The organism is Coleofasciculus sp. E1-EBD-02, assembly GCF_040218245.1.
GTDB lineage: Bacteria > Cyanobacteriota > Cyanobacteriia > Cyanobacteriales > Coleofasciculaceae > Coleofasciculus.
Genome location: NZ_JAVJQN010000264.1, coordinates 1 through 20,391, shown reverse-complemented (window position 1 = coordinate 20,391; position 20,391 = coordinate 1). Strand labels below are relative to the sequence as shown.

Sequence of the window (20,391 nt, the reverse complement as noted above, 5' to 3'; positions counted from 1 at the left end):
ATGCAACGTCTCTACAAGGTTTGGGTGTCTGGAAAAATACGGAGATCTCATCATGTTGTCATTGTTTAACCCCATTCATCGATAACGGTTTATAGAGACGACATAAGGCAACTTTTCGCTTTTCCAAAAGTTTAGCCACTCCATCTATAATAATATTAATCAGATCAGCATCACAGCTTGCTAAAAATTCTTCCGACGTTATTTTTTGTTGAAAGAACTCTTGGCTGCATTGCCACATCTGGCAAATTCCCTCAAATCCAATGTATTGAACAACAAAGCTAGTCAAGGGAGACGTTTTGAAATCGAAGGAAATACTTTGAGCGCGTCCCCCTTCTAATAATTGCCACACTTCCCGTTCTAGAAGCGTTTTAGGGCGATGCGAATTAATCAGCGTGGGAAAATAATCGCTCAAACGACCCATGGAACTGAGTTCATCGCCAAAGTCTCCCATCATAATAGTTAAGGGGACATCTGACCCTAAACGCAGGGATAAAGCTTCTAAAATAGCATTCGCTACCAATTTACTGTCTAAATAGAGCCGCGCCACTTCTAAATTCCGACGAGCTTGTTCGACATAATGGATATAAATGCGATCGTCAGGTTCTCCTCGGAACCGTCGAAAAATGAGTTCGGCGTTCAGGAATTTCATAAAAACTGCCATTTTTTGGATGGCAAAGCGATAATCCTTAACGGTATACGACTCTGACTTTTTCAACGTATGATTGGTTTCGGGTAATAACTTCCAGGTATTGGATAAGAAAACAGCAGAACTCGGATGAGCAAATCCACCAACATCCCGGTTCGCCAACCGTACTGAACGCTTCACGGTTTCGAGGAGTTCGACACTGGTTAAGTTAAGATTAAATCGCTGATTGATAAATTTTAACGACTGATATAATTCTTCGCTAGGACTTAACCCAAAATCGGATTGCGTGCGGAAGGGAATGGTTGCTTCGATACAAGCCACAACCTGCACAATTAGCGCTGGTGTCAGCAAAGGCTCTAATAGTTTAGCGGCAACAATCGCACTTAAAAACTCATTTTGTCCGGTAAAGGGAAATAGTTCCTCTCCTGGCACAACCTTAAACAGGGTGGCGACTAGCTCAAACATGGCATCACGTTCACCTGGATTATCGGTGCGGACAAAAAACTTACCTCTTTCCTCTTCAATAAAAGGAGCGAGATACGGTGTCAGGTTAAACGGAATACTCCCATCAACTTGCACATAGATAATATCGTGAAATAAAGCCGCCAGAACTTCAATGGCATCCGTCGAGCCACCGACCTCTAAAATATGTTCGACGGAATGAAAATAGCGCCAGGGACCCATCATCGTTTGTACGATTATTTTGGCAAGATTCGCAAGCTGCGATTGGGCAACTTTAACGTCGAGCTGATGGGTTGCCCAGATGAGCTTATCCAAACATTTCTGATAATCCTTATCAAAGTTCATAATGTAAACTTAACTCATTGGGATTTTAAAAGTGCTATTATAACTCTATACAGCTTAAACAGCTATTTACCAGGAAAAGACAGGGAAAGTGGAAGCGTTTTGAGTGTTGATCCTTCGCTTCCCTAGTCGGCAGAGTTTTGAATTAAGTCTCCTATCTCTCTGATTTCCCCATTCAAAGAATTGAAGACCTGGGAATCCAACGCGGGAAGAGTGCTTTTCAAGGGCATCTGAGAATTTTCGGATTTTCGTTGCCATGGTAGGAGACTATAGGCTTTAGTTTCAATTGTGAAGGAGTTTTTGCCAATTTTACCTCAGCCAGATGTTTGATTGGATATGCGCCAATTGGCTGAATCTCTAAAAAGAGAATTTTAAATTGATTCTGCTGAAGTTTAGAATCGATGAGATTTTCTGGCTTCCTTGGCGGTATAAGATTAGTCATTTTCTTTTACTTCGGCTTAGAGAAGTGGTGGGTAAAGGAGGAGGAGGGCAGATAATAAAGGAAGAAGATTTATCCAATTTTCCGTATGATTTGATACAATTTGCCATTGAATTTTTCTTGGCTACCAAGGTTTGTGATTGAGGGAAAATCCTTGATCACAGCACAAAACGTTCAAGTCGGTTAGGTAGAGCGATCGCTCTACCCCCTAATATCATGTCCGGTTGAATACCCATAATTACGGTGATGGGTTGAGGCGGTGAGGGGGTGAGGGGGAGATGGGGAGAAGTTTTTATTATGGGTGATTTGCCGGACATAATATAAGTACCTGGACATCTATTCTGTCTGCGGTACTAAGAAATGTTAACAAGCCTCAAATCCTTACTGTTCCCTGTTCCTTCCCCATGTCAACCGTCAACTGTAATGAAAGTCCGACTACTTACCGAAAAGCCAAGCGATCCCAATTGCCAACTTGTCTATTTTTGAGCGATGATCATAGTATATCAACCTGAATAACACTGATTTAATCGTTTATAGCGAAGACAGCGCAACTACGAACCTAGCTTATATGAGCGATCGCCCTCCCGTGAATGCATCTCCCTTAACCTCTATCCTTTGGCAAGCCCAGCAGGAACTGTTACCCCCTCGTCAGTTCTATCGCCTCTGTCAACAAGTGCGTCAGCAATCGGGTCAGACACGATTATACTTCTATACGCCTGATTCAGCGTTCATTGATTTAAACAACAGAATTGGAGTGCGGGAAATTAGACGATTTCTCGACCATTTAGCCGGATATGTGGGGGGGACGGTTCAGGAAGGCGATCGCACAACCTTCTACCTCAAACGAGTCAGACTCCGGCTAAAACACCAGACCAAAAGGATAATTCTGATTAAAAAAGTGAAAAAAGAAGGAGAGTATTGTCCATCTCCCCTCTTTACCCAAGCCATGAAAATTGAAGTAGAAATGGCTGGAGCGGGAATGATTGGTCGGGTGGCTCGTCTGAGGATAAATGAAAAAGATTTTGCCTTTAAAGCATTTTTTGATCCCGACTTTGTGTGGCAGCACGGACCTTGGGCAGAAATTCCTATCGGGATTCGCTTAAAATATTGTCAGGTGACTAAAGATGTGCCAGAATTTTTGTTTTCTGGTCTGGATTGGGCAGTATGGGAATGGATTTATCCCCACACTCACCCCCAATCCCGAAAACAGGGGATTACATACCAGCAGTTTGCTCAAACAGAAGGACTGACGACACTGAATCCCTTAAATCGAAATAATTACAATCCCCATAATATACGACTTGATCCAGGCGGAATTCAGAAAGCCTATTGGGGAAGACGATTTCAGGATTTTTTCCGCAGCCTTCGGTTTTATGCGCGGAAAGTTCGCCGAGAAGGATGGAAGTCTCTGACGCCATACCTAAAACCGGAAAAACTCCGCTATTTAGGGGTGCGATTGGTTTCCCTGATCCTAACTGGGGGGAGTCCGAGGTGGGTATCGTCGATAATGAATTGGCAGACTGTATTAACAAAGAAAAGCAATGTCAAACACCGTGAATTATCATAAGCTAAATCGCCATTTCTTAACATAAACTAGCGATTGACCTGCTCGAAAAGTTAGAGTAAGATTATTTTTTTGATCATAGGGACAGATAATACTTTATTCCTAGCCACAATGCTATACCTGACGAACAATCCGGCATCTAGCAAGGACATTCTTTATGCAGCCAGAACAGCTACAGCAAATCAAAGGCTACTACCTTGAGGCTGCCGAAGCACACCTGCAACTCATTGAGCAGTATTTGCTGCATCTGCGAAGCACGCTCAAAGACCCAGACCAAGTGAATGAACTCTGCCACGCGACTCGTTGTGGTATCGTGGGAGGGGCTAACCTGCTGCCAATTAGTCAGCTTCATATCCAAGGGGTTCATCAAGCCGGTTTATGCTTGGTGGATTGTGTTAATTTGATTCGACAGCAGGGTTCACTCAAGGTTGACCAAAGGTTGCAAGCATTTTTAATGCAAGTGTTTTACGCCTTGAAAAAATTAATTGATGGGATGAAGGAACCCTCTAGCTTAACCGACAAGCAGGTAACGCACATTATTGCCACAACTGAGTCAATGAGGGAGCAACTCAAGGATCACCTCAAAGGGTTAATTCAGCGATCGCGTCACCAGTCATCTGCTAACCTGGACACAGAGTCAGCCCAGGAAACTGAGGCGCTCTCTATTGATGACTTGCAATCTTTAATCGATGAACTCTTGCAGGATAGTTAAATCCGGAAGTCTAAATAAACTTAACGATATTAAGTTGTGTAAACGCCCCTCAACCCCTGATCAAGGATGAAGGACAAAGGACAAATGACAAATGACGATCCGATCACGTTTTGTAATAGATTCGTAAATGCCCTTCCACTCAAAGATTATCCAATGCTATGATTGTCGGTTGAAGCCTAAACCATTACCTCTTCATTTGGGAATGCATCTTCATTTTTAAGCGAGCCAAACGCAGCAGACGAGGCGCTATGGAAACAGTAGGCGTGTTAATCTCAGGTTGCATTTTACACTTGTCCGGTTACAACTCTAGTCGGTAACGATTCAGAGACGCAAGCCAAACGGCTGAGTGGAAAACTGATGCTGCGATCGCGAGATCACGTAATCCTACCTTTTAATCACGAGGCTAAGGTTTCACTTGTCCCTACTTTTCTGAATAGGAATCAGCCAACATGAGTACAGTTTTACTAGTTGAAGACAACGCCAGTCAGATGGATCTGATCGAGAACTACCTGCGCGAAGGGGGTCACACCGTTATCCGAGTGTCTAAGCCCAAAGAGGCGGTGACTCACGCAACCAACAAAAAACCCGATGTGATTATTACAGATGTTGTCATGCCAGGAATGAGTGGTTTTGAGTTGTGTCGAAAACTTAAAGGTCATCCGGCAACAGCTAACATTCCTATTATAATTTGTTCCTCTAAAAATCAAGAAATTGACCGTCTTTGGGGCATGAAACAGGGAGCTAAAGCTTACTTGACGAAGCCTTTTTCCCAAGAGCAACTTAATCGTGCGGTTAAATTGGCAATGGCATAATTTTAGTTTGGCGTAAGACTCCGATGGGTGCATCCCATTTTTAGGGAACAGGTGTCACAGGCAATAGGCAACAAGGAATAGGCAACAGGGAATAGGCAACGGGCAACAGGAATTGAAAAAAAATTAACTCATCTATTTACTTATCAGTAGGTCAACGGGTACGTCGATAAATATAAAGATATTGTAAAATTTAATTAGAGTTATTTTTTTCAAATGCTGATTACCATGTTTAAAAGCAAGTTGCATCGGGTAAAAGTAACCGATGCATGCCTGCACTATGATGGCTCAATTACCATTGATGAGGAACTCCTAAAAGCGGCAAATATTTTGCCTTACGAAAAAGTACAGGTTGTCAATGTTAATAATGGCTCTCGTCTGGAAACATATACCATTCCTGGGGAATGGGGAAGTCGCGTCATCTGCTTAAATGGTCCGGCGGCTCGTCTGAACGCTGTTGGAGACAACGTGATTGTAATTGCTTATGCTCAGATGACACCGGAAGAAGCACTTCTACATCATCCCAAAGTTGTCAAAGTGGATGAATCCAACAATCCATTGTAGTTTTTTTAACCACACCTGGGTATTATGGGTATGATGACAGATTGGGTATGATGACAGATTGGGTATTATGACAGATAAAGATTCGGCATCAGTCAAAGTATGGTGCAGTGAAATCACAGCCGCCTATACCTTAGAACAACGAAAACACTGGTACAGTGATGTCGCCAATGTCTATCATCAAGCTCGACCACGCTATCCTAAAACCCTAATCCATCGTGCTCTTGAGTTAGCTCAACTTCCCGCTCAAGCTACCATTCTAGAAATAGGATGTGGTCCAGGAATTGCCACTATAGAATTTGCTGAATTAGGCTTCTCCATGGTTTGTCTTGAGCCAAGCCCAGCCGCGTGCAAACTCGCCAAAAGCAACTGTTCAGCCTATCCCAATGTGGAGATTATCAATACAACCTTTGAAGAATGGCAGCTCGAACCTGGGCGATTCAACGCTATTCTTGCCGCGACTTCCATGCATTGGGTTTCACCCGAAATTAGGGTGCAAAAATCGGCTGAGGCTTTGCAAGACAATGGGTCTATAATTATGTTGTGGAATACACCGCCGCACCCCAATGATGAAATTTGTCATCAATTAGATGAAGTTTATCAAACTCAAGCGCCATCTATTCCCAAATTTGCCAGATATGGATCGATAGAAACCCATGAAGCCAATCTAAAAGAAATTGAACACGATTTTATCAACTCAGGTTTATTCCAGAATTTTTTGTCAGAACAGTTAGTTTGTCATACGACTCATAGCATTGATGAGTATTTGACACTTTTGAGTACAATATCACCCTACATAAAGTTAGAGTCGCAGCAACGAGCGTCCTTATTTTCAGGTTTGAGAGACGTTTTAGAGAGGATCTGTACAGGAAGAATCAAAACGTCCTATCTTTCCGCATTGCAAATTGCCCAGGTCAATCACGAGTAATACCAAATCCGCCTTTATTACCCCCTTTTGCCACGGCGATTGAAATCGCTGCTACACAAACATAGGCGAAGCCTTCCCGAAGGGTAGGCCGCCTGCGCTGCACTAGGTTATAATATCATGTCCCTACGATTGCCCATAATTGCAATGCTGCAATAACAGGGGTTTCAGGCGTTTTTATTAGGGGTGTTTGACCGGACATGATATAACAGGGGTAGCTAACCGGGATTTACTATAAAACTGTAATAGTTTCAGTTTTTGAGAGCAAGCTCTAACTATTCGCTTGATTTGGGTTAACTACACCCTTGCATAGAGCGACTTCCATTGGGCATAGTCGCTCCACAAAAATTTGTGAGATAAACATTCGCGGTCTTAATTTTGGCTTTGCGTAAATTGGCGTTAACTAAGTTTGTGCTAATTAACGACGCATTACTTAAATCAGCCCCTTTCAAGTTGGCACTATTGAAGTTTGTTCCATTCAAATTCGCGCCATCTAGAGAAGCACCACTCAAATCCGCTTCAGCTAAATTGGCATTACTCAGATCCGCACCATCTAATATAGCCTCCTTGAGATTAGCACCGCTTAAGTCTGCACCATTGAGATCCATCTTACTCAAGTCACAGCCAGCACAATCTCTCGCTTTGGCTATCTTTGCCTGCATTTCGGCGCTAGTCTCTTCGACAGTCGCGCTCATACAGGCAGACGTACTAACAAGTAATAGTGGAATAATTAGGTTTAGGGGTTTCATAGCATCTAAGGTTTTTAAGGTTCTACCACTTAAAATTTGGTCTGGGTGGGTTGAGTGGCATCTGTGGTTTATTAAATTCTACGTTACAATAGGGCGTTATACATTTAAACGATAATTATATCGAAACATTTTGAATTGACGTAGGGGTTTGGTCTCCAAACCCTCCAAACCCCTCAATCCCAAATTCCCAACCCCGATTTCCCAATCCTGATTTCCCAACCCCCGATTCCCAACCCCCGATTCCCACACCACCGTAAGGATTTAGATAAGGATTTGGAAACCAAATCCCTACAGAATAATTACCATTTTGATGGGTTGTTTGGATGTAATTGATCATTGTCCCAACGCCATGGATTCTCAATTATATATTTCCTCAAAATGTTGAGCGTTTTTTTATTACGGATAACATGCTCATAATAATTCCGTTGCCAAAATCTAGATCCGATTGAATCACGTTTTTGATTGATTAATTTAGTTGTTTGATATTTGAAATAAGCGATGATTTTACCGAGTTGTGTTTTTTGCATAAAAAATGGATTGGGGGGTTTGGAGACCAAACCCGTACAGGGATTCGGGGGATTGGGGAAATTGGGAGGATTGGGGGGTTTGGAGACCAAACCCTTACAGGAGACTAAACCCGTAAAGATGATGCCGTGAAAATGATTAGGCATGATAACGGCAGCATCAATTTCTAGGTTTTCAAAATGATGGGGGAGATAGTTCCAAACCTGATCAGTGATTTCGCCATATTCATTAAGTTGTACTCTTTGATTCGTGATAGTACCAAGTAAACATTCACGGTTTTGAACACAGATTGTCACAAAATAAGCTCCCGCCTGATTATAATCATAGGATTTTAGGCGCATTGAACGTCGATGATGAATTTGAGGATTATAGTGTTTAATCATTTCCTTTTCCCTTACCGACCCACCAATTTATCCCGCAGATGCTTAATTTTATCGCGATACTGGGCAGCTTGCTCAAATTCCAGATTCTTCGCTGCATCCTTCATCTGGGCTTCCAATTGACTAATCACTTCAGGAATCTGTTCTAAGGGTAAATCCTCTACTTGTTCAGAAACCTTGATTAACTGTTGATGATTCAACCGCCGCGACACATCTAAGAATGCCAAAATTGCATTACTAGATTTCTTGACAATCGGTTGCGGAGTAATTCCATGCATCCGGTTATATGCCAATTGAATTCCCCGACGCCGTTCTGTCTCATCAATGGCTTTTGCCATGCTATCGGTGAGATTATCCGCATAGAGAATCGCTTGTCCCCGAACATGACGCGCCGCCCGACCAATGGTTTGAATCAAGGATCGTGCAGCCCGCAGGAATCCTTCCTTATCGGCATCTAAAATAGCGACTAGAGACACTTCCGGTAAATCTAAGCCCTCGCGCAACAAATTCACACCAATGAGTACATCAAAAGCCCCCTCCCGCAATGATTGTAAAATTTCAATCCGTTCAATTGAATTAATTTCCGAATGTAAGTAGCGCACGCGAATGCCGCGATCCTGTAAATATTCGGTTAAATCTTCCGCCATTCGCTTAGTTAAGGTTGTTACCAGTACCCGTTCTTTTTTGGATGCGCGTTCCTGAATTTCCGCGAATAAATCATCCACTTGACCTTCGGTGGGACGGACAAAGATTTCTGGATCAACCACCCCTGTGGGACGAATGACTTGTTCCACCACTTGGTCGTGAGACTGTTCAATTTCCCAATCTCCAGGAGTCGCGGAAACAAAGATACATTGGTTAACTTTTGTCCAAAATTCGTCTGCTTTCAGGGGACGATTATCGGCTGCACTGGGTAAACGAAAGCCATGGTCAATTAATACCCGTTTCCGGGCTTGGTCGCCGTTGTACATTCCCCGAATTTGGGGTACAGTGACGTGAGATTCATCCACGACTAATAACCAATCTTTGGGGAAGTAATCAATTAAACATTCTGGGGGTTCCCCTGCCATGCGTCCAGCGAGGTGACGGGAATAGTTTTCCACCCCATTACAATAGCCAACTTCGCGCAAGAGTTCTAGATCATAGCGAGTCCGTTGGTCTAATCGTTGGGCTTCGAGTAATTTGCCAGCCTCTTGTAATGTGGTGATTTGTTCGTGGAGTTCTGTTTCAATGGCGTTACAGGCTTCTTCTAATCGTTCATCTGGGGTAACAAAGTGGCGGGCGGGGTAGATGTTGAGGGCGTTGAGACTTTGGATAATTCCACCAGTTACCGGGTCAACATAACGGATAGCATCAATCTCATCGCCAAAGAATTCGACGCGAATAATTCGGTCTTCGTAAGCCGGACCAATTTCCAGGACATCCCCCTTGACGCGGAACCGCCCCCGCCCCATTTCGATGTCATTGCGGGAATATTGGACGGAGGCTAAATCTCGCAGGAGTTGACGCTGGTCTAATTCTGTACCCACTCGCAGGGGAATCGCCGCTTTCAGGTATTCGGAGGGGATACCCAAACCATAGATACAGCTAATCGAGGCTACCACAATCACATCTCGCCGTTCAAAGAGCGATCGCGTGGCGGAGTGGCGCAGCATATCGATTTCATCGTTAATGGCGGCGCTTTTCTCAATATAGGTATCACTGACGGGAATATAGGCTTCCGGTTGGTAGTAGTCGTAGTAGGAGACAAAATACTCCACCGCATTCTGGGGAAAGAAGTCCCGCAACTCGTTACAGAGTTGGGCGGCTAAGGTTTTATTGTGCGCTAGTACCAGAGTCGGTTTGCCCATCTGTTCAATCACTCTGGCTACGGTATGGGTTTTACCCGTTCCCGTCGCACCGAGGAGGGTTTGGAAACGATTTCCCGCTTGCAGAGAGGTTGTCAGGCGGGAAATGGCTTGAGGTTGGTCGCCCTTGGCTTCAAAGGGGGCTTGCAGATCAAAGGGTATCATTGGTCATTTGTCCTTTGTCATTTGTCCTTTGTCCTTTGTCCTTTGTCCTTTGTCAGGAAACAGGAAATTCATCATTCATCGTGCCTGCTTTGGTTTAGGGTAAAAGGAATAACGATTAACTTTTACATTCAACTACCCCTCAGACGCCTTCGGCGAGGAAAGGGATTGCCCAGACCAACTTGGGGAACGCAAGTGTTGAATAGCGCATCGAGCCTAACTCGGGAACGGACGTTTAAATGCTCCTCCAGTTTAAACCTCTCCAAGACAGGTTGGTCTGTCGCTGTTAGACAGGACATCTTGAGTTAGGTGCGCCAGGAGGCTTAAAACTTTCACACGAGAGGATTATCTCCATGTATCGTGTTCCGGTTATCAGTAAGAAGGGAAAACCGCTAATGCCAACAAAGCCAAGTCGTGCTAGACGATGGCTTAAAGAAGGTAAAGTGGTTATCCACAAAAACGACCTACAGCAATTCGCTGTACAGTTAACGGTGGACTCTGGGGAGGAAACTCAACCCGTAGCGGTAGGGATCGATCCAGGGAAGCATTACTCAGGAATTGGTGTTCAGTCGGGCCAAGCTACTTTGTTCACGGCGCACTTAGAGCTTCCTTTCCAAAAGGTCAAAGACCGGATGGAACAACGAGCAATGATGCGTCGAGGAAGAAGAGGAAGGCGAATTAATCGTAAACTTCCTTTTAACCAACGCGCTCATCGTCAAAAACGCTTTGATAATAGGCGAGGACATAAACTGCCTCCAAGTATCAAAGCTAACCGACAACTTGAATACAGAGTGGTTAAGGAACTATCCCAATTGTTCCCGATCTGTTCTATCGTGTACGAAATCGTTAAAGCCAGAGGCGACAAGGGATTTTCTCCGGTTATGGTTGGTCAGAAAGTTATGACTGAAAAATGGTTGCCTCAAATTGCACCAGTCACGACTAAATACGGATGGGAAACCTGGTCAAGGAGAGAATTTCTGGGACTGGAGAAAGATCAACAAAAGTCAAACCCGAGTCCTGCCACTCATGCCGTTGACGGTGTAGCCCTTGCTTCCCACCAATTTTTAACTTATCGTCAGATTAAAGGTGATAGAGGTTGGCACGAGGGAAGAGTAGAAATTACTAACGCTCCTTTTTTAGTGATTAAGCGTCCTCCTGTAAGTCGCCGTCAACTTCATCTGATGCTTCCTGCTCAAGGCGGGGTGAGACGCAAATACGGAGGAACAATAACTCGACATAACTTCCGAAAAGGTGATTATGTTGAGGCTGAACGGAAAGGGAGCATTTATAGAGGTTGGGTTAGCGGTGATACTAAGTCTAAAGTATCAATTTCCAATTTTGACTGGAAAAGAATAGCCCAGTTCTCTAAAAATAAGGTTGAGTTGCTCCAACGCTCAACCGGACTAATTTGTAAACAGGAAACAGCATTTGTTGGAGCAACTCGCTGTTAGTTAGTCCTCGTTTCCTCCCCAACCGGCTTAGGCGAGGTTGGGGTTTCCACTCACTCATTTTTTGATGAACCGACTGCAAAAAGCCATTACAATTTTCGGCATAACTGCCACGGTGAACGCCTGGGGTATCATTCCCTCTATCTGCGACAACGGGACATTATTTAGTATAGCTACTGCTCAGGCGGGACAAGATGGAGAACCGGGGGTTCGGGTCAGGTCTACATCTAGGGATATTCAAGTCCCTCTCTCAGAATCACCCAATCAACTTACCCAGTCGAATCCGACACCGGGAATGAGCCGTCCCTTGACGGATGAACTTGATGTCAGTCTTTTAGCCAAAACGGTTGCCAATTTTATTCAAGCCGAACGCTATCAAACTGAATCCGAAATGCAATTCAGTTTTGAGGCACAGGGTTTTACAGGTCAATTTTCGGTGTTGGTTAAAACAATTGCCCAATCTCCTCAGCAGTTTCGCACCGAGATTTCTACACCTGAGTCAGGCGAATTTGCCCAACCGACTTATATTCTGGTTTCTGATGGTGATCAGGTATGGATTTATAACCCCGGATTAAAGCAATACACAGTTATGGATTATGAACGTTTTAACCAGTCTAATGATAGCTTTTTTATTGGCTTTTCTTCGATGTTATTTCTAGAAATGTCTGCTCCTTTTCGGCAAGCCTTTGCTGACGGTGTAGTGACGGCAGAGGGAGTGATTGATCAGCTTGAATCGGTTTTTAAGGCGGAAGATGATATGCCATTGCAGGGTAATATTATAAATTTAGAAGGACAAGACTACTATGCCTATAATTATAAGGATCGCAAAGCTGGATTTACGTTTACATTTCTGGTGGAACCGAATACAGCCGCAGTTGATCAGCTTCAAATTAGTGGAAAAGCGGACGGAATAGATATCAAGATGACCGAAGACATTATTCGCCGTGTGCCATCTCCTATTGTTTCTGCTGATACTTTTACCTTTTATCCGCCAGCCGGGGTGACTCAGGTGGAGTCTATGGAAATTGACATTTTTTAGGGAATAGCTGATGATTAATAATAGCTTGAATTTGATGTGTTTGATTCAAGTTGTAGTGCATTACCATTTAACTGAAGATGACCTTGATTAATAGACCCCTGAGAATTATCGCGATCGCGTTTTTTTCGACGCTGCTGATGTTCGTGTACGGCTGTCAGCAAGCGAACAATGTGACGGAGGAACCTGTGACCGAACCCCAAGCAGAAGTCACGGAACAACAAGCTAGCACCGCCACAGGCGTAATTAACAGCACAACCGATCCCTCAGAAGTCTTAGGAGAAGCTGAGTTTACCAACACGGCGGACGGTATGTTGATTGAAGTGGCGATGACAAATGCGCCATCGGGAGAACGTGCTTTCCACATTCATGAATCGGGTAGTTGTGCGGATCAAGGGAATGCGGCTGGCGGTCATTTTAATCCAGATGATGTGAAACATGGATTAATTACCGAAGATGGGTTTGAAAATGCTCATGCGGGAGATTTAGGCAATATTACGATTGCTGAAGATGGTACTGGTACAAAAAGTATGACGGTTGAGCGACTCACGTTTACTGAAGGGAAATATGCGATTGGCAATCGGTCGGTGATTCTTCATGAAAAACCCGATGATTTTGGTCAGCCTACGGGTAATGCTGGTGGACGAGTTGGTTGTGGAATTATTCAGGTGACTGATTCGTAAGAGTCAGACAAAATCCATTCGGGTTAGGGGTTTGTTGGCTTCCCCTCCAGCCGAAAAAGCTTCCCAGGACTTACGCAGACAGTTACAGCATTAGTCTGAAATCGAGAAAGATTGATTAATATTCGCTACCCAAACCCTAGGGCGATATCCACCACCAGGCGATCCAAGTCAGCCAGAAAAATAATAGCGATTGCGATTCGTTAGGGCGAGATTCCCGACTTCCTTAAGAAGTCGGGGATCTGAATCTGATCTAAATCCCATGATACCCATACCGCGACTATGAAGATTCGGTAAAGTAACCGATTCTTAGATTTATCTTTACCTCCTCTTAAGCCCCAGTCGGATAAAATACGGTTGTCTTGACTAACCAAGATTTTTTCCTATCAGGTTAGATCTATAATTAAAGATGGGGAGTCAAGAGTGTTACTCAAGGAAAATATCCAGAATTTTTGTCAATCATGAATGGGATTACTCCAGCCAGTGAGGTAATGCGAAAAAACACTGACTGAGCTTAATAGTTGTTTATAAGTTACCGGATTATTCAGGGAGAGAAATCATCGATTATGGCTAACGTATTTATTAATGAAATTCACTATGACAACACCGGAACAGATGTCGGTGAAGCGATTGAACTAGCGGGTTTGGCAGGAATTGACCTGACAGACTGGAGTATCGTTTTATATAACGGTGCGAATGGATTGGTTTACACGACAACCTCTCTGAGTGGTGTCATTCCTGACCAAGATAATGGCTTGGGTACGGTTACATTCGACTATCCGACGAATGGGATTCAAAATGGTAGCCCAGATGGTATAGCTTTGGTGGATAATAATGGTAGCGTTGTCCAGTTTCTTAGCTATGAAGGCAGTTTTATAGCTGTAGACGGAATAGCAGCGGGAATGACCAGTATTGATATTGGTGTTTCTCAGGGAAGTAGTACGCCGATTGGTGCGTCTTTACAACTGACCGGAACGGGGAGAACCTATACTGATTTTGCCTGGATGGAAACAACCAGTGATACGTTTGATGGGATTAATCAAGGACAAAGCTTTGGTAATAATAGTACGCCCACCACGCCACTGATTAACGAGTTTGTCTTTAATCACACGGGAACAGATACCAACGAATATGTGGAAATTGTCGCTGACGCCAATAGCGACTATAGCAATTATTCGCTACTGCAAATTGAAGGCGATCGCGGATCAATTCCGGGTAAGATTACCACGGTTAACTCCCTAGGTACAACAGACGCCAATGGCTTGTGGACAACGGGGTTTGTTAATGGTAGGTTTCAAAATGGTACACAGACACTATTGTTAGTCGAGAACTTTACTGGGAGTTCCGGGGATGACTTGGATACCGATGATGATGGTGTTTTGGATTTAACCCCTTGGACGACGATTGCTGATAGTATTGGTGTGAGTGATGGTGACAGTGGCGATCGCACGTACTCGGCTGTTGTCTTAACTCCAGGCTATGATGGGATTTCGTTTACTCCTGGCGGCGCATCTCGTTTTGTTAATAGTACGGATGAGTCGGTAACCGATTGGGTTCGCAATGACTTTGACGGTTCCGGAATTCCCGGTTTCAGTGGAAGTCCGGTTGTGGGTGAAGCCTTCAACACGCCGGGTACAGTGAATCAACGGGTTACCGAAGAATCACCGACTATTATCCCCATTTACGATATCCAAGGTATAGGTCACATTTCGTCCTTTGAGGGTGAATCAGTGATCACCAAAGGTATCGTTACAGCCATTGATCGGAATGGATTTTACCTGCAAGACGCCACCGGGGATAGTAATAATTTAACCGCTGATGGTATTTTTGTCTTCACCCAGTCTCAACCCACTGTCAGTCTTGGTGATGAGTTGCGCGTGGAGGGGACAGTTAGTGAATTTATTCCTGGTGGCGCCGATACAGGGAATCTTTCCATTACTCAAATCAGCGGTAATCCAACAATTACCACCTTGTCCACAGGGAATGCTTTACCAACAGCCGTTATCCTGGGAACGGATGGTCGCATTCCCCCGAATCAAATTATCGATAATGATAACTTTAGCATCTTTGATCCGGCTGAAGATGGCATAGACTTCTATGAAACGTTAGAAGGAATGCGAGTCACTGTTCAAGATGCATTAGCCGTTAGTCCGATTAACCGATTTGGGGAAATTTTCACCGTCGCCGATAATGGCGTGAATGCGACAGGATTAAGTAACCGAGGGACGATTAATATTAGTCCCGATGACTTCAATCCCGAACGGATTCAGATTCAGGTTGATGATGATATCTTACCGGGGTTTTCGCCATCGGTAAAGGTCGGTGATCAACTGGGTGATGTTACGGGTGTAGTGGGTTACAGTTTCGGCAACTTTGAAGTGAAGGCGACCGAGGCGTTTACTCCGACTTCTTCAGAGTTACAACCGGAAGTCACTAACTTGATCGGGACGGAGAATCAACTCACTGTTGCTAGCTTCAATGTAGAAAATCTCGACCCCAATGATGGGGATGGGGATGAGGATATCGCCGAGGGAAAATTTGATGCGATCGCGAATCAAATTGTTAATAATCTGAACACACCAGATATCATCGCCCTCCAGGAAATTCAAGATAATACCGGATCGACGAATGATGGTACAGTTGACGCTAGCCAAACCTATCAAACCTTAATTGATGCGATTATTACTGCTGGTGGTGCGGAGTATGAATTCTTTGATAGTCCCCCAGTGAATAATCAAGATGGCGGTCAACCAGGTGGTAATATTCGGGTCGGTTATCTTTATAACCCTGACCGCGTAGACCTGATTCCCAACTCCGGTGAACGGATTGGCGTGGGAGATCCGGGATTTGAGGATAGCCGGAAATCTCTGGCGGCTGAGTTCCTATTTAAGGGGGAAAAGGTTACCCTGGTTAATAACCATTTTGCCTCAAAAGGTGGCAGTACGCCTCTATTTGGGCAAGTGCAACCGCCAGTGAATGGGAGTGTAGATCAACGGGAAGCCCAAGCCCAAACGGTTAACGATTATGTTGAGACTATTCTGGCGAATGACCCCGATGCTAATGTGGTGGTACTGGGGGATTTAAATGAATTTGAGTTCTTATCGCCCCTAGATATCCTCAAGGGAGAGAGTCTGACCAACTTAACCGAAACACTGCCGGAAAATGAGCGTTATTCTTTTATCTTCCGGGGAAATTCCCAGTCATTGGATCATATTTTGATCAGCGATAATTTAAGCGCCAATGCGGAATTTGATGCGGTGCATACGAATAGCGAATTTAATGACTCAGCGAGTGATCATGACCCCTTAATTTCTCGCTTGAGTTTAGCGGGTGATCCAAATGTTTTCTGGGGAACCTCTGAGTCGGAAGCATTGGTGGGGACTAACGCTAACGAAACCCTTTATGGTCGAATGGGAGATGATACGGTTGCAGGGGGTTTAGGCGATGACCTGATTTTCGGTGGTGAGGGGAGTGATGTACTGCGAGGGGATTTGAATCAGCGTTCTCCGCAAAGCGTTGGCGGCGATGATGTCATCTATGGGGGGATTGGTGATGATCGCATTGGCGGGAAAGCCGGGAATGATACCCTCTATGGGGAAGACGGCGATGACCAAATGTGGGGCGATGCGGGTGATGATATTCTGCGTGGCGGTTTAGGAAATGATCGGTTAGTGGGGGATAACTTCTCAGGCGATCGCGGTCGTGATATCTTTATTTTGGCAGTGGGTGAAGGAACGGATACGATTCTCGATTTTCGCATCGAGGAAGATGGGATTGGATTGGCAGAAGGTTTGATGTTTAGTCAGTTGAATATTAGCCAATCCGGTAATGATTCCTTGATTCAGCTTAATGATGAAACCCTGGCAATTTTGAATGGGGTGAATGCTGATAGTTTAACATCAGCCGTTTTTACGGGGATTTAAACAGAACTGGATGATCGGGCGAGATCCCCGATGTCTTGAAGACATCGGGGATTTGAATCGGCTGTGAGAAGACGCGATCGCACTGTCATCAAAAACCCTTGACTTTTAATCCTAATCAGTATAATGATAACTGAACCCTGATCAACCCATAGAAAGTCGATAGGCAACTTACGAATGAAAACCACAGATATTGAACAAGCTATCTTAAATCGCTTGCGTATACTACCCATTGAGAAGCAGCAAGAAGTCCTAGATTTTGTGGAATTTATTGGGCAAAAACTGGGAAAGAAAACACCCGATTCTAGTTCATCGGTTAAACTCCAACAAGAACACCCATCTCTGAGTGAAATCGCCAAACTACCCATTGCAGAACGCCATCAAATTCTAGCTTCCTTCATTCCTGCTACAGTCGAGGATTTCTTAACTGATCCAGATTTAACAGAGTTTTTCGTTCTAGATGGGGAAGATTGGGAAAACAATTAATCCTAACCTTGATTGAAAAGACGCGATCGCACATTTTCTTTGATTCATTTAATAATAGTAAGGATTATCAGGTTCAGGAACTTTTTCTACCTCACTCGCGTCAATCACTAATTGCCGTTTATCTTGTAATATTTCTGTCATCATTTTCCCTTTAACTTGTATCCATGTATCCGGTTGATAAGCGTTACGAGTTCCCGGAAGTTTCACGGGTAAACTGACTGGATAAGCATCCGCTGCACAGCAAGTAATCACAAAGCGAGTTACTAATAAATAGTTCGAGGATAGGTCTTGGGGATAAACGACAAACCCTTTAACATTAACCGCTTGACCCGCATATTCATCAGGTTCAGGATAAACACTTAAGGTGCGAATCCATTCAATCAGCGATCGCGCTTCGGGTTTGCTGACGCTGCGGAAGGATTGAGGCTGGGTGCGGGTGGCGGTTAAGGATTCCATGACACCCCGTTGAATCGCTATCTGGCTGGTAAAGACTTTGGGTTCCACCAATAGTCCTAGAATCGCCGTGGCTAACAACAATCCTGTACTCCAACCCGGTGGAAACCAGCTAATATGTTGCATCATCGGCATCGTTTTGGGATTTCGGGGTGGTAATTGACCGATGACTTGAATGGCTTTTAACACCGCCAGCACTAGCAACAGTATCCCGGTTCCCAGAACTAAGGCAAAGTAATTCGGGTGAATGAGTAACTGTAATTCGCCACTGACCCAGTATTGAATCAACAAAATCCCCCAAATGCCTAGGGTGATAACATCTAATATGGGTAATAAAAGATTTGGTTTTTTTATCATTGGTCACTTGTCAAATAATTCTCTCGTTCAAAATTGAGTCGGGGCGGGTGTAGGGTGCGTTAGCGCAGCGTAACGCACCATTTCAAATGATAATAGTGAAACCCGCCCCGACTGAAACCGTTATAACTAACTCAGATGTAAGTTAACCATTAAGGTTAGCAAAAAGGTTAATTGGGCGGCGAGGGCGAATAAGTAAAAAATTGTCCTAGCTTTAAAGACGGAGAACATTAAACCAATGGCTTTGATGTCGATCATTGGACCAAAGACCAAAAAGGCTAATAATGAACCACTGGTAAAGGTGGAAGCAAAGGCGAGGGCGAAGAAAGAGTCAACCGTTGAACAGATAGAAACAACGGCGGCTAATAGCATCATCGCCAAAATTGAGGTGACAGGACCCGAACCCAAACTGAGGATGATTTCACGGGGAACAGCGACTTGAATCGTAGCCGCGATCGCACTCCCAATTATTAGCACCGCGCCTAATTCCCGTAACTCTTGCACGGTATTATCTAAGAACAAGCGCCAGCGATCGGACCACGGTTTCCGGGCGGGGGTAGCCGCGAGTGAGGCTTGCAGAACTGTCGCATCCATCCGCACAGGAGTTCCCGGTTGACCCAGTAAAAATGTACCCGATTGTAGCAGGGCGGGTTGGGGTTCCTTTTGCGGAGGAGTTTTAACCTTTTGTTCTCTGGGAAGCACCATGGAACGGGTGACCGTCTGTTGCAACAAGGGGCGCACGTCTTTCTGGACGCTGAAGACGCAACCAATAACTATAGCAATACCCAGGGAAAACAAGACTCGTAGGACGACAATTTCCGGCTGATCTCGAAACGCGACCCAGGTTGACCAAATTACAATCGGGTTAATTGTGGGGGCGGCTAGCAAAAACCCGATTGACACCGATAGGGGTGCGCCTTGCAGCAGCAACCGCCGGGACACGGGTACATTCCCACATTCACACACCGGGAAGAAAAATCCCGCACAACTCCCCACAACCGCACCGAGGAAGGGGTTCTTCGGTAAAGACGCAATCAGTCGTTCCTCATCGACGAACAACAGCAGCAAGCCGGAAAATAAGACGCCAATGAGTAAAAATGGCATGGCTTCGACCAGCAAACTCAAGAAAAGGGTAAAGGCGTTGTTTAACTGACTCATGCGTTTCGCGATCGAGGGTGTTTTTACACGTAAGCGCTATTGTATCAGATAGTTTCCAGGGAGGGAGGGAAACGGGGATCAAGGGATAATAAGTATCATTCACGGTGCAATAAATCAAATCAGGATGTACACAAATTTATGGTTTAACCACTATCTTTAGGGAACTGTTGATGAATCATTGGTGTCAACTTAAGATCAAATATCTGCAATACCTTGAGACGGAACCCTCCTCTTATAGACCCCTCCCTAACCCTCTCCTTATCCTTACTTTTTACCGGATCTGGAAAACCTCTCTCCAAACCTCTCTCCTGCAAGGAGAGAGGCTTTGAATTCTCCCCCTTCCCTGCAAAAAAAAGCGAAGCATCCTTTGCCATCTCCCATGGAACAAAAAGCGAAGCAACATCTGGTCTCCCCCTTTTGACGGGGGACGGAAGGGGGATCTACTCGGGGGACGGGTGGGGGATCAAAAATGGGGAGAACGTGAGGGGTGGGAAGGGGGCTGAGGGGTTAATATAAGCCATGGATATCCATTAGGCCATTTACGGAATGACAACCAAACCCTTAAAATCATCAAAAGCTCTTCTAATTGCGTTTTATCTTCCGCAATTTCATCCGATTCCTGAAAATGATAAAGGCTGGGGAAAAGGGTTCACGGAATGGGCAAATGTTGCCAAAGCCAAGCCCTTATTTCCTGGACACGACCAACCTAAAATTCCGGCTGATTTAGGCTTTT

General features: G+C 44.6%; 20 protein-coding genes. 11 read left to right on the top strand and 9 right to left on the bottom strand.

The genetic code is table 11. From position 1 onward, the window contains the following. Nucleotides 1-58 precede the first annotated feature (58 nt). From RIC07_RS38185 to RIC07_RS38175, 3 genes are all read right to left on the bottom strand, one after another. On the bottom strand, nt 59-1,453 hold the full coding sequence (locus tag RIC07_RS38185; protein WP_446399065.1) for a hypothetical protein: 1,395 nt from the start codon (nt 1,451-1,453) through the stop codon (nt 59-61). 217 nt (nt 1,454-1,670) lie between these two features. Next, nucleotides 1,671-1,892, bottom strand: coding sequence for a hypothetical protein (locus RIC07_RS38180; protein WP_446399064.1), 222 nt, complete (start codon nt 1,890-1,892; stop codon nt 1,671-1,673). A gap of 155 nt (nt 1,893-2,047) precedes the next feature. Next, complete coding sequence (locus RIC07_RS38175; RefSeq protein WP_446399063.1) at nt 2,048-2,206, bottom strand: hypothetical protein; 159 nt, start codon at nt 2,204-2,206, stop codon at nt 2,048-2,050. Between the two features lie 251 nt (nt 2,207-2,457). Here RIC07_RS38175 and RIC07_RS38170 point away from each other — a divergent pair, with 251 nt between their 5' ends. The 5 genes from RIC07_RS38170 to RIC07_RS38150 all read left to right on the top strand — a co-directional run bounded on the left by RIC07_RS38170 (nt 2,458) and on the right by RIC07_RS38150 (nt 6,463). Continuing rightward, a complete protein-coding gene (locus RIC07_RS38170; RefSeq protein WP_446399062.1) occupies nt 2,458-3,456 on the top strand; it encodes a hypothetical protein in 999 nt (332 codons plus the stop codon). 154 nt (nt 3,457-3,610) lie between these two features. Further along, nucleotides 3,611-4,165 (top strand): hypothetical protein, encoded by a 555-nt coding sequence (locus tag RIC07_RS38165; RefSeq protein WP_446399061.1) that lies wholly within the window; start codon nt 3,611-3,613, stop codon nt 4,163-4,165. 449 nt (nt 4,166-4,614) lie between these two features. Further along, nucleotides 4,615-4,977, top strand: coding sequence for a response regulator (locus RIC07_RS38160; RefSeq protein ID WP_044205846.1), 363 nt, complete (start codon nt 4,615-4,617; stop codon nt 4,975-4,977). A gap of 213 nt (nt 4,978-5,190) precedes the next feature. Further along, complete coding sequence (gene panD, locus RIC07_RS38155) at nt 5,191-5,538, top strand: aspartate 1-decarboxylase (RefSeq protein WP_446373334.1); 348 nt, start codon at nt 5,191-5,193, stop codon at nt 5,536-5,538. 67 nt (nt 5,539-5,605) lie between these two features. After that, nucleotides 5,606-6,463: a class I SAM-dependent methyltransferase gene (locus tag RIC07_RS38150; protein ID WP_446399060.1), complete on the top strand. Its 858-nt coding sequence runs from the start codon at nt 5,606-5,608 to the stop codon at nt 6,461-6,463. Nucleotides 6,464-6,753: 290 nt separating this feature from the next. Here the strand turns inward: RIC07_RS38150 and RIC07_RS38145 are convergent, their stop codons facing one another. The 3 genes from RIC07_RS38145 to uvrB all read right to left on the bottom strand — a co-directional run bounded on the left by RIC07_RS38145 (nt 6,754) and on the right by uvrB (nt 10,126). After that, nucleotides 6,754-7,155: a pentapeptide repeat-containing protein gene (locus tag RIC07_RS38145; RefSeq protein ID WP_446399059.1), complete on the bottom strand. Its 402-nt coding sequence runs from the start codon at nt 7,153-7,155 to the stop codon at nt 6,754-6,756. Nucleotides 7,156-7,508: 353 nt separating this feature from the next. After that, nucleotides 7,509-8,114 (bottom strand): transposase, encoded by a 606-nt coding sequence (locus RIC07_RS38140; RefSeq protein ID WP_446399076.1) that lies wholly within the window; start codon nt 8,112-8,114, stop codon nt 7,509-7,511. A 14-nt stretch (nt 8,115-8,128) separates the two neighbouring features. Beyond that, nucleotides 8,129-10,126 (bottom strand): excinuclease ABC subunit UvrB, encoded by a 1,998-nt coding sequence (gene uvrB, locus RIC07_RS38135; protein WP_446399058.1) that lies wholly within the window; start codon nt 10,124-10,126, stop codon nt 8,129-8,131. Between the two features lie 350 nt (nt 10,127-10,476). Here uvrB and RIC07_RS38130 point away from each other — a divergent pair, with 350 nt between their 5' ends. The 5 genes from RIC07_RS38130 to RIC07_RS38110 all read left to right on the top strand — a co-directional run bounded on the left by RIC07_RS38130 (nt 10,477) and on the right by RIC07_RS38110 (nt 17,693). Then, nucleotides 10,477-11,574 carry an RRXRR domain-containing protein gene (locus tag RIC07_RS38130; protein WP_446399057.1) on the top strand — a complete coding sequence of 366 codons (1,098 nt, stop codon included), beginning with the start codon at nt 10,477-10,479 and terminating at the stop codon, nt 11,572-11,574. A gap of 64 nt (nt 11,575-11,638) precedes the next feature. Next, nucleotides 11,639-12,610: a hypothetical protein gene (locus RIC07_RS38125; protein ID WP_446399056.1), complete on the top strand. Its 972-nt coding sequence runs from the start codon at nt 11,639-11,641 to the stop codon at nt 12,608-12,610. 77 nt (nt 12,611-12,687) lie between these two features. After that, nucleotides 12,688-13,290: a superoxide dismutase family protein gene (locus RIC07_RS38120; RefSeq protein ID WP_446399055.1), complete on the top strand. Its 603-nt coding sequence runs from the start codon at nt 12,688-12,690 to the stop codon at nt 13,288-13,290. Between the two features lie 563 nt (nt 13,291-13,853). Then, nucleotides 13,854-17,210, top strand: coding sequence for an endonuclease/exonuclease/phosphatase family protein (locus RIC07_RS38115; protein ID WP_446399054.1), 3,357 nt, complete (start codon nt 13,854-13,856; stop codon nt 17,208-17,210). Between the two features lie 174 nt (nt 17,211-17,384). Beyond that, the gene (locus tag RIC07_RS38110; RefSeq protein ID WP_446399053.1) at nt 17,385-17,693 is read left to right on the top strand and encodes a hypothetical protein; all 309 of its coding nucleotides are present in this window, start codon (nt 17,385-17,387) and stop codon (nt 17,691-17,693) included. Between the two features lie 48 nt (nt 17,694-17,741). On the opposite strand, the gene RIC07_RS38105 is transcribed toward RIC07_RS38110, so the two are convergent. The 3 genes from RIC07_RS38105 to RIC07_RS38095 all read right to left on the bottom strand — a co-directional run bounded on the left by RIC07_RS38105 (nt 17,742) and on the right by RIC07_RS38095 (nt 20,032). Next, nucleotides 17,742-18,503 carry a TIGR03943 family putative permease subunit gene (locus RIC07_RS38105; protein ID WP_446399052.1) on the bottom strand — a complete coding sequence of 254 codons (762 nt, stop codon included), beginning with the start codon at nt 18,501-18,503 and terminating at the stop codon, nt 17,742-17,744. Nucleotides 18,504-18,629: 126 nt separating this feature from the next. Then, entirely contained in the window at nt 18,630-19,658 is a 1,029-nt protein-coding gene (locus tag RIC07_RS38100; RefSeq protein WP_446399051.1) for a permease, read from the bottom strand. A 143-nt stretch (nt 19,659-19,801) separates the two neighbouring features. Next, a complete protein-coding gene (locus RIC07_RS38095; protein ID WP_446399050.1) occupies nt 19,802-20,032 on the bottom strand; it encodes a hypothetical protein in 231 nt (76 codons plus the stop codon). A gap of 172 nt (nt 20,033-20,204) precedes the next feature. Here RIC07_RS38095 and RIC07_RS38090 point away from each other — a divergent pair. Beyond that, on the top strand, nt 20,205-20,391 hold a 187-nt coding region (locus tag RIC07_RS38090), incomplete at its 3' end, for a glycoside hydrolase family 99-like domain-containing protein (RefSeq protein ID WP_446399049.1).

What these genes read in the sequence shown, in the direction of transcription:
- RIC07_RS38185 (WP_446399065.1), bottom strand. Translation starts at nt 1,453, where the DNA reads ATGAACTTTGATAAGGATTATCAGAAATGTTTGGATAAGCTCATCTGG.
- RIC07_RS38165 (WP_446399061.1), top strand. Translation starts at nt 3,611, where the DNA reads ATGCAGCCAGAACAGCTACAGCAAATCAAAGGCTACTACCTTGAGGCT.
- RIC07_RS38170 (WP_446399062.1), top strand. Translation starts at nt 2,458, where the DNA reads ATGAGCGATCGCCCTCCCGTGAATGCATCTCCCTTAACCTCTATCCTT.
- RIC07_RS38095 (WP_446399050.1), bottom strand. Translation starts at nt 20,032, where the DNA reads ATGGCAAAGGATGCTTCGCTTTTTTTTGCAGGGAAGGGGGAGAATTCA.
- RIC07_RS38175 (WP_446399063.1), bottom strand. Translation starts at nt 2,206, where the DNA reads ATGTCCGGCAAATCACCCATAATAAAAACTTCTCCCCATCTCCCCCTC.
- RIC07_RS38130 (WP_446399057.1), top strand. Translation starts at nt 10,477, where the DNA reads ATGTATCGTGTTCCGGTTATCAGTAAGAAGGGAAAACCGCTAATGCCA.
- RIC07_RS38150 (WP_446399060.1), top strand. Translation starts at nt 5,606, where the DNA reads ATGACAGATAAAGATTCGGCATCAGTCAAAGTATGGTGCAGTGAAATC.
- RIC07_RS38120 (WP_446399055.1), top strand. Translation starts at nt 12,688, where the DNA reads ATGACCTTGATTAATAGACCCCTGAGAATTATCGCGATCGCGTTTTTT.
- uvrB (WP_446399058.1), bottom strand. Translation starts at nt 10,126, where the DNA reads ATGATACCCTTTGATCTGCAAGCCCCCTTTGAAGCCAAGGGCGACCAA.
- RIC07_RS38110 (WP_446399053.1), top strand. Translation starts at nt 17,385, where the DNA reads ATGAAAACCACAGATATTGAACAAGCTATCTTAAATCGCTTGCGTATA.
- RIC07_RS38160 (WP_044205846.1), top strand. Translation starts at nt 4,615, where the DNA reads ATGAGTACAGTTTTACTAGTTGAAGACAACGCCAGTCAGATGGATCTG.
- RIC07_RS38180 (WP_446399064.1), bottom strand. Translation starts at nt 1,892, where the DNA reads ATGACTAATCTTATACCGCCAAGGAAGCCAGAAAATCTCATCGATTCT.
- RIC07_RS38145 (WP_446399059.1), bottom strand. Translation starts at nt 7,155, where the DNA reads ATGAGCGCGACTGTCGAAGAGACTAGCGCCGAAATGCAGGCAAAGATA.
- RIC07_RS38100 (WP_446399051.1), bottom strand. Translation starts at nt 19,658, where the DNA reads ATGAGTCAGTTAAACAACGCCTTTACCCTTTTCTTGAGTTTGCTGGTC.
- RIC07_RS38125 (WP_446399056.1), top strand. Translation starts at nt 11,639, where the DNA reads ATGAACCGACTGCAAAAAGCCATTACAATTTTCGGCATAACTGCCACG.
- RIC07_RS38105 (WP_446399052.1), bottom strand. Translation starts at nt 18,503, where the DNA reads ATGATAAAAAAACCAAATCTTTTATTACCCATATTAGATGTTATCACC.
- panD (WP_446373334.1), top strand. Translation starts at nt 5,191, where the DNA reads ATGCTGATTACCATGTTTAAAAGCAAGTTGCATCGGGTAAAAGTAACC.
- RIC07_RS38115 (WP_446399054.1), top strand. Translation starts at nt 13,854, where the DNA reads ATGGCTAACGTATTTATTAATGAAATTCACTATGACAACACCGGAACA.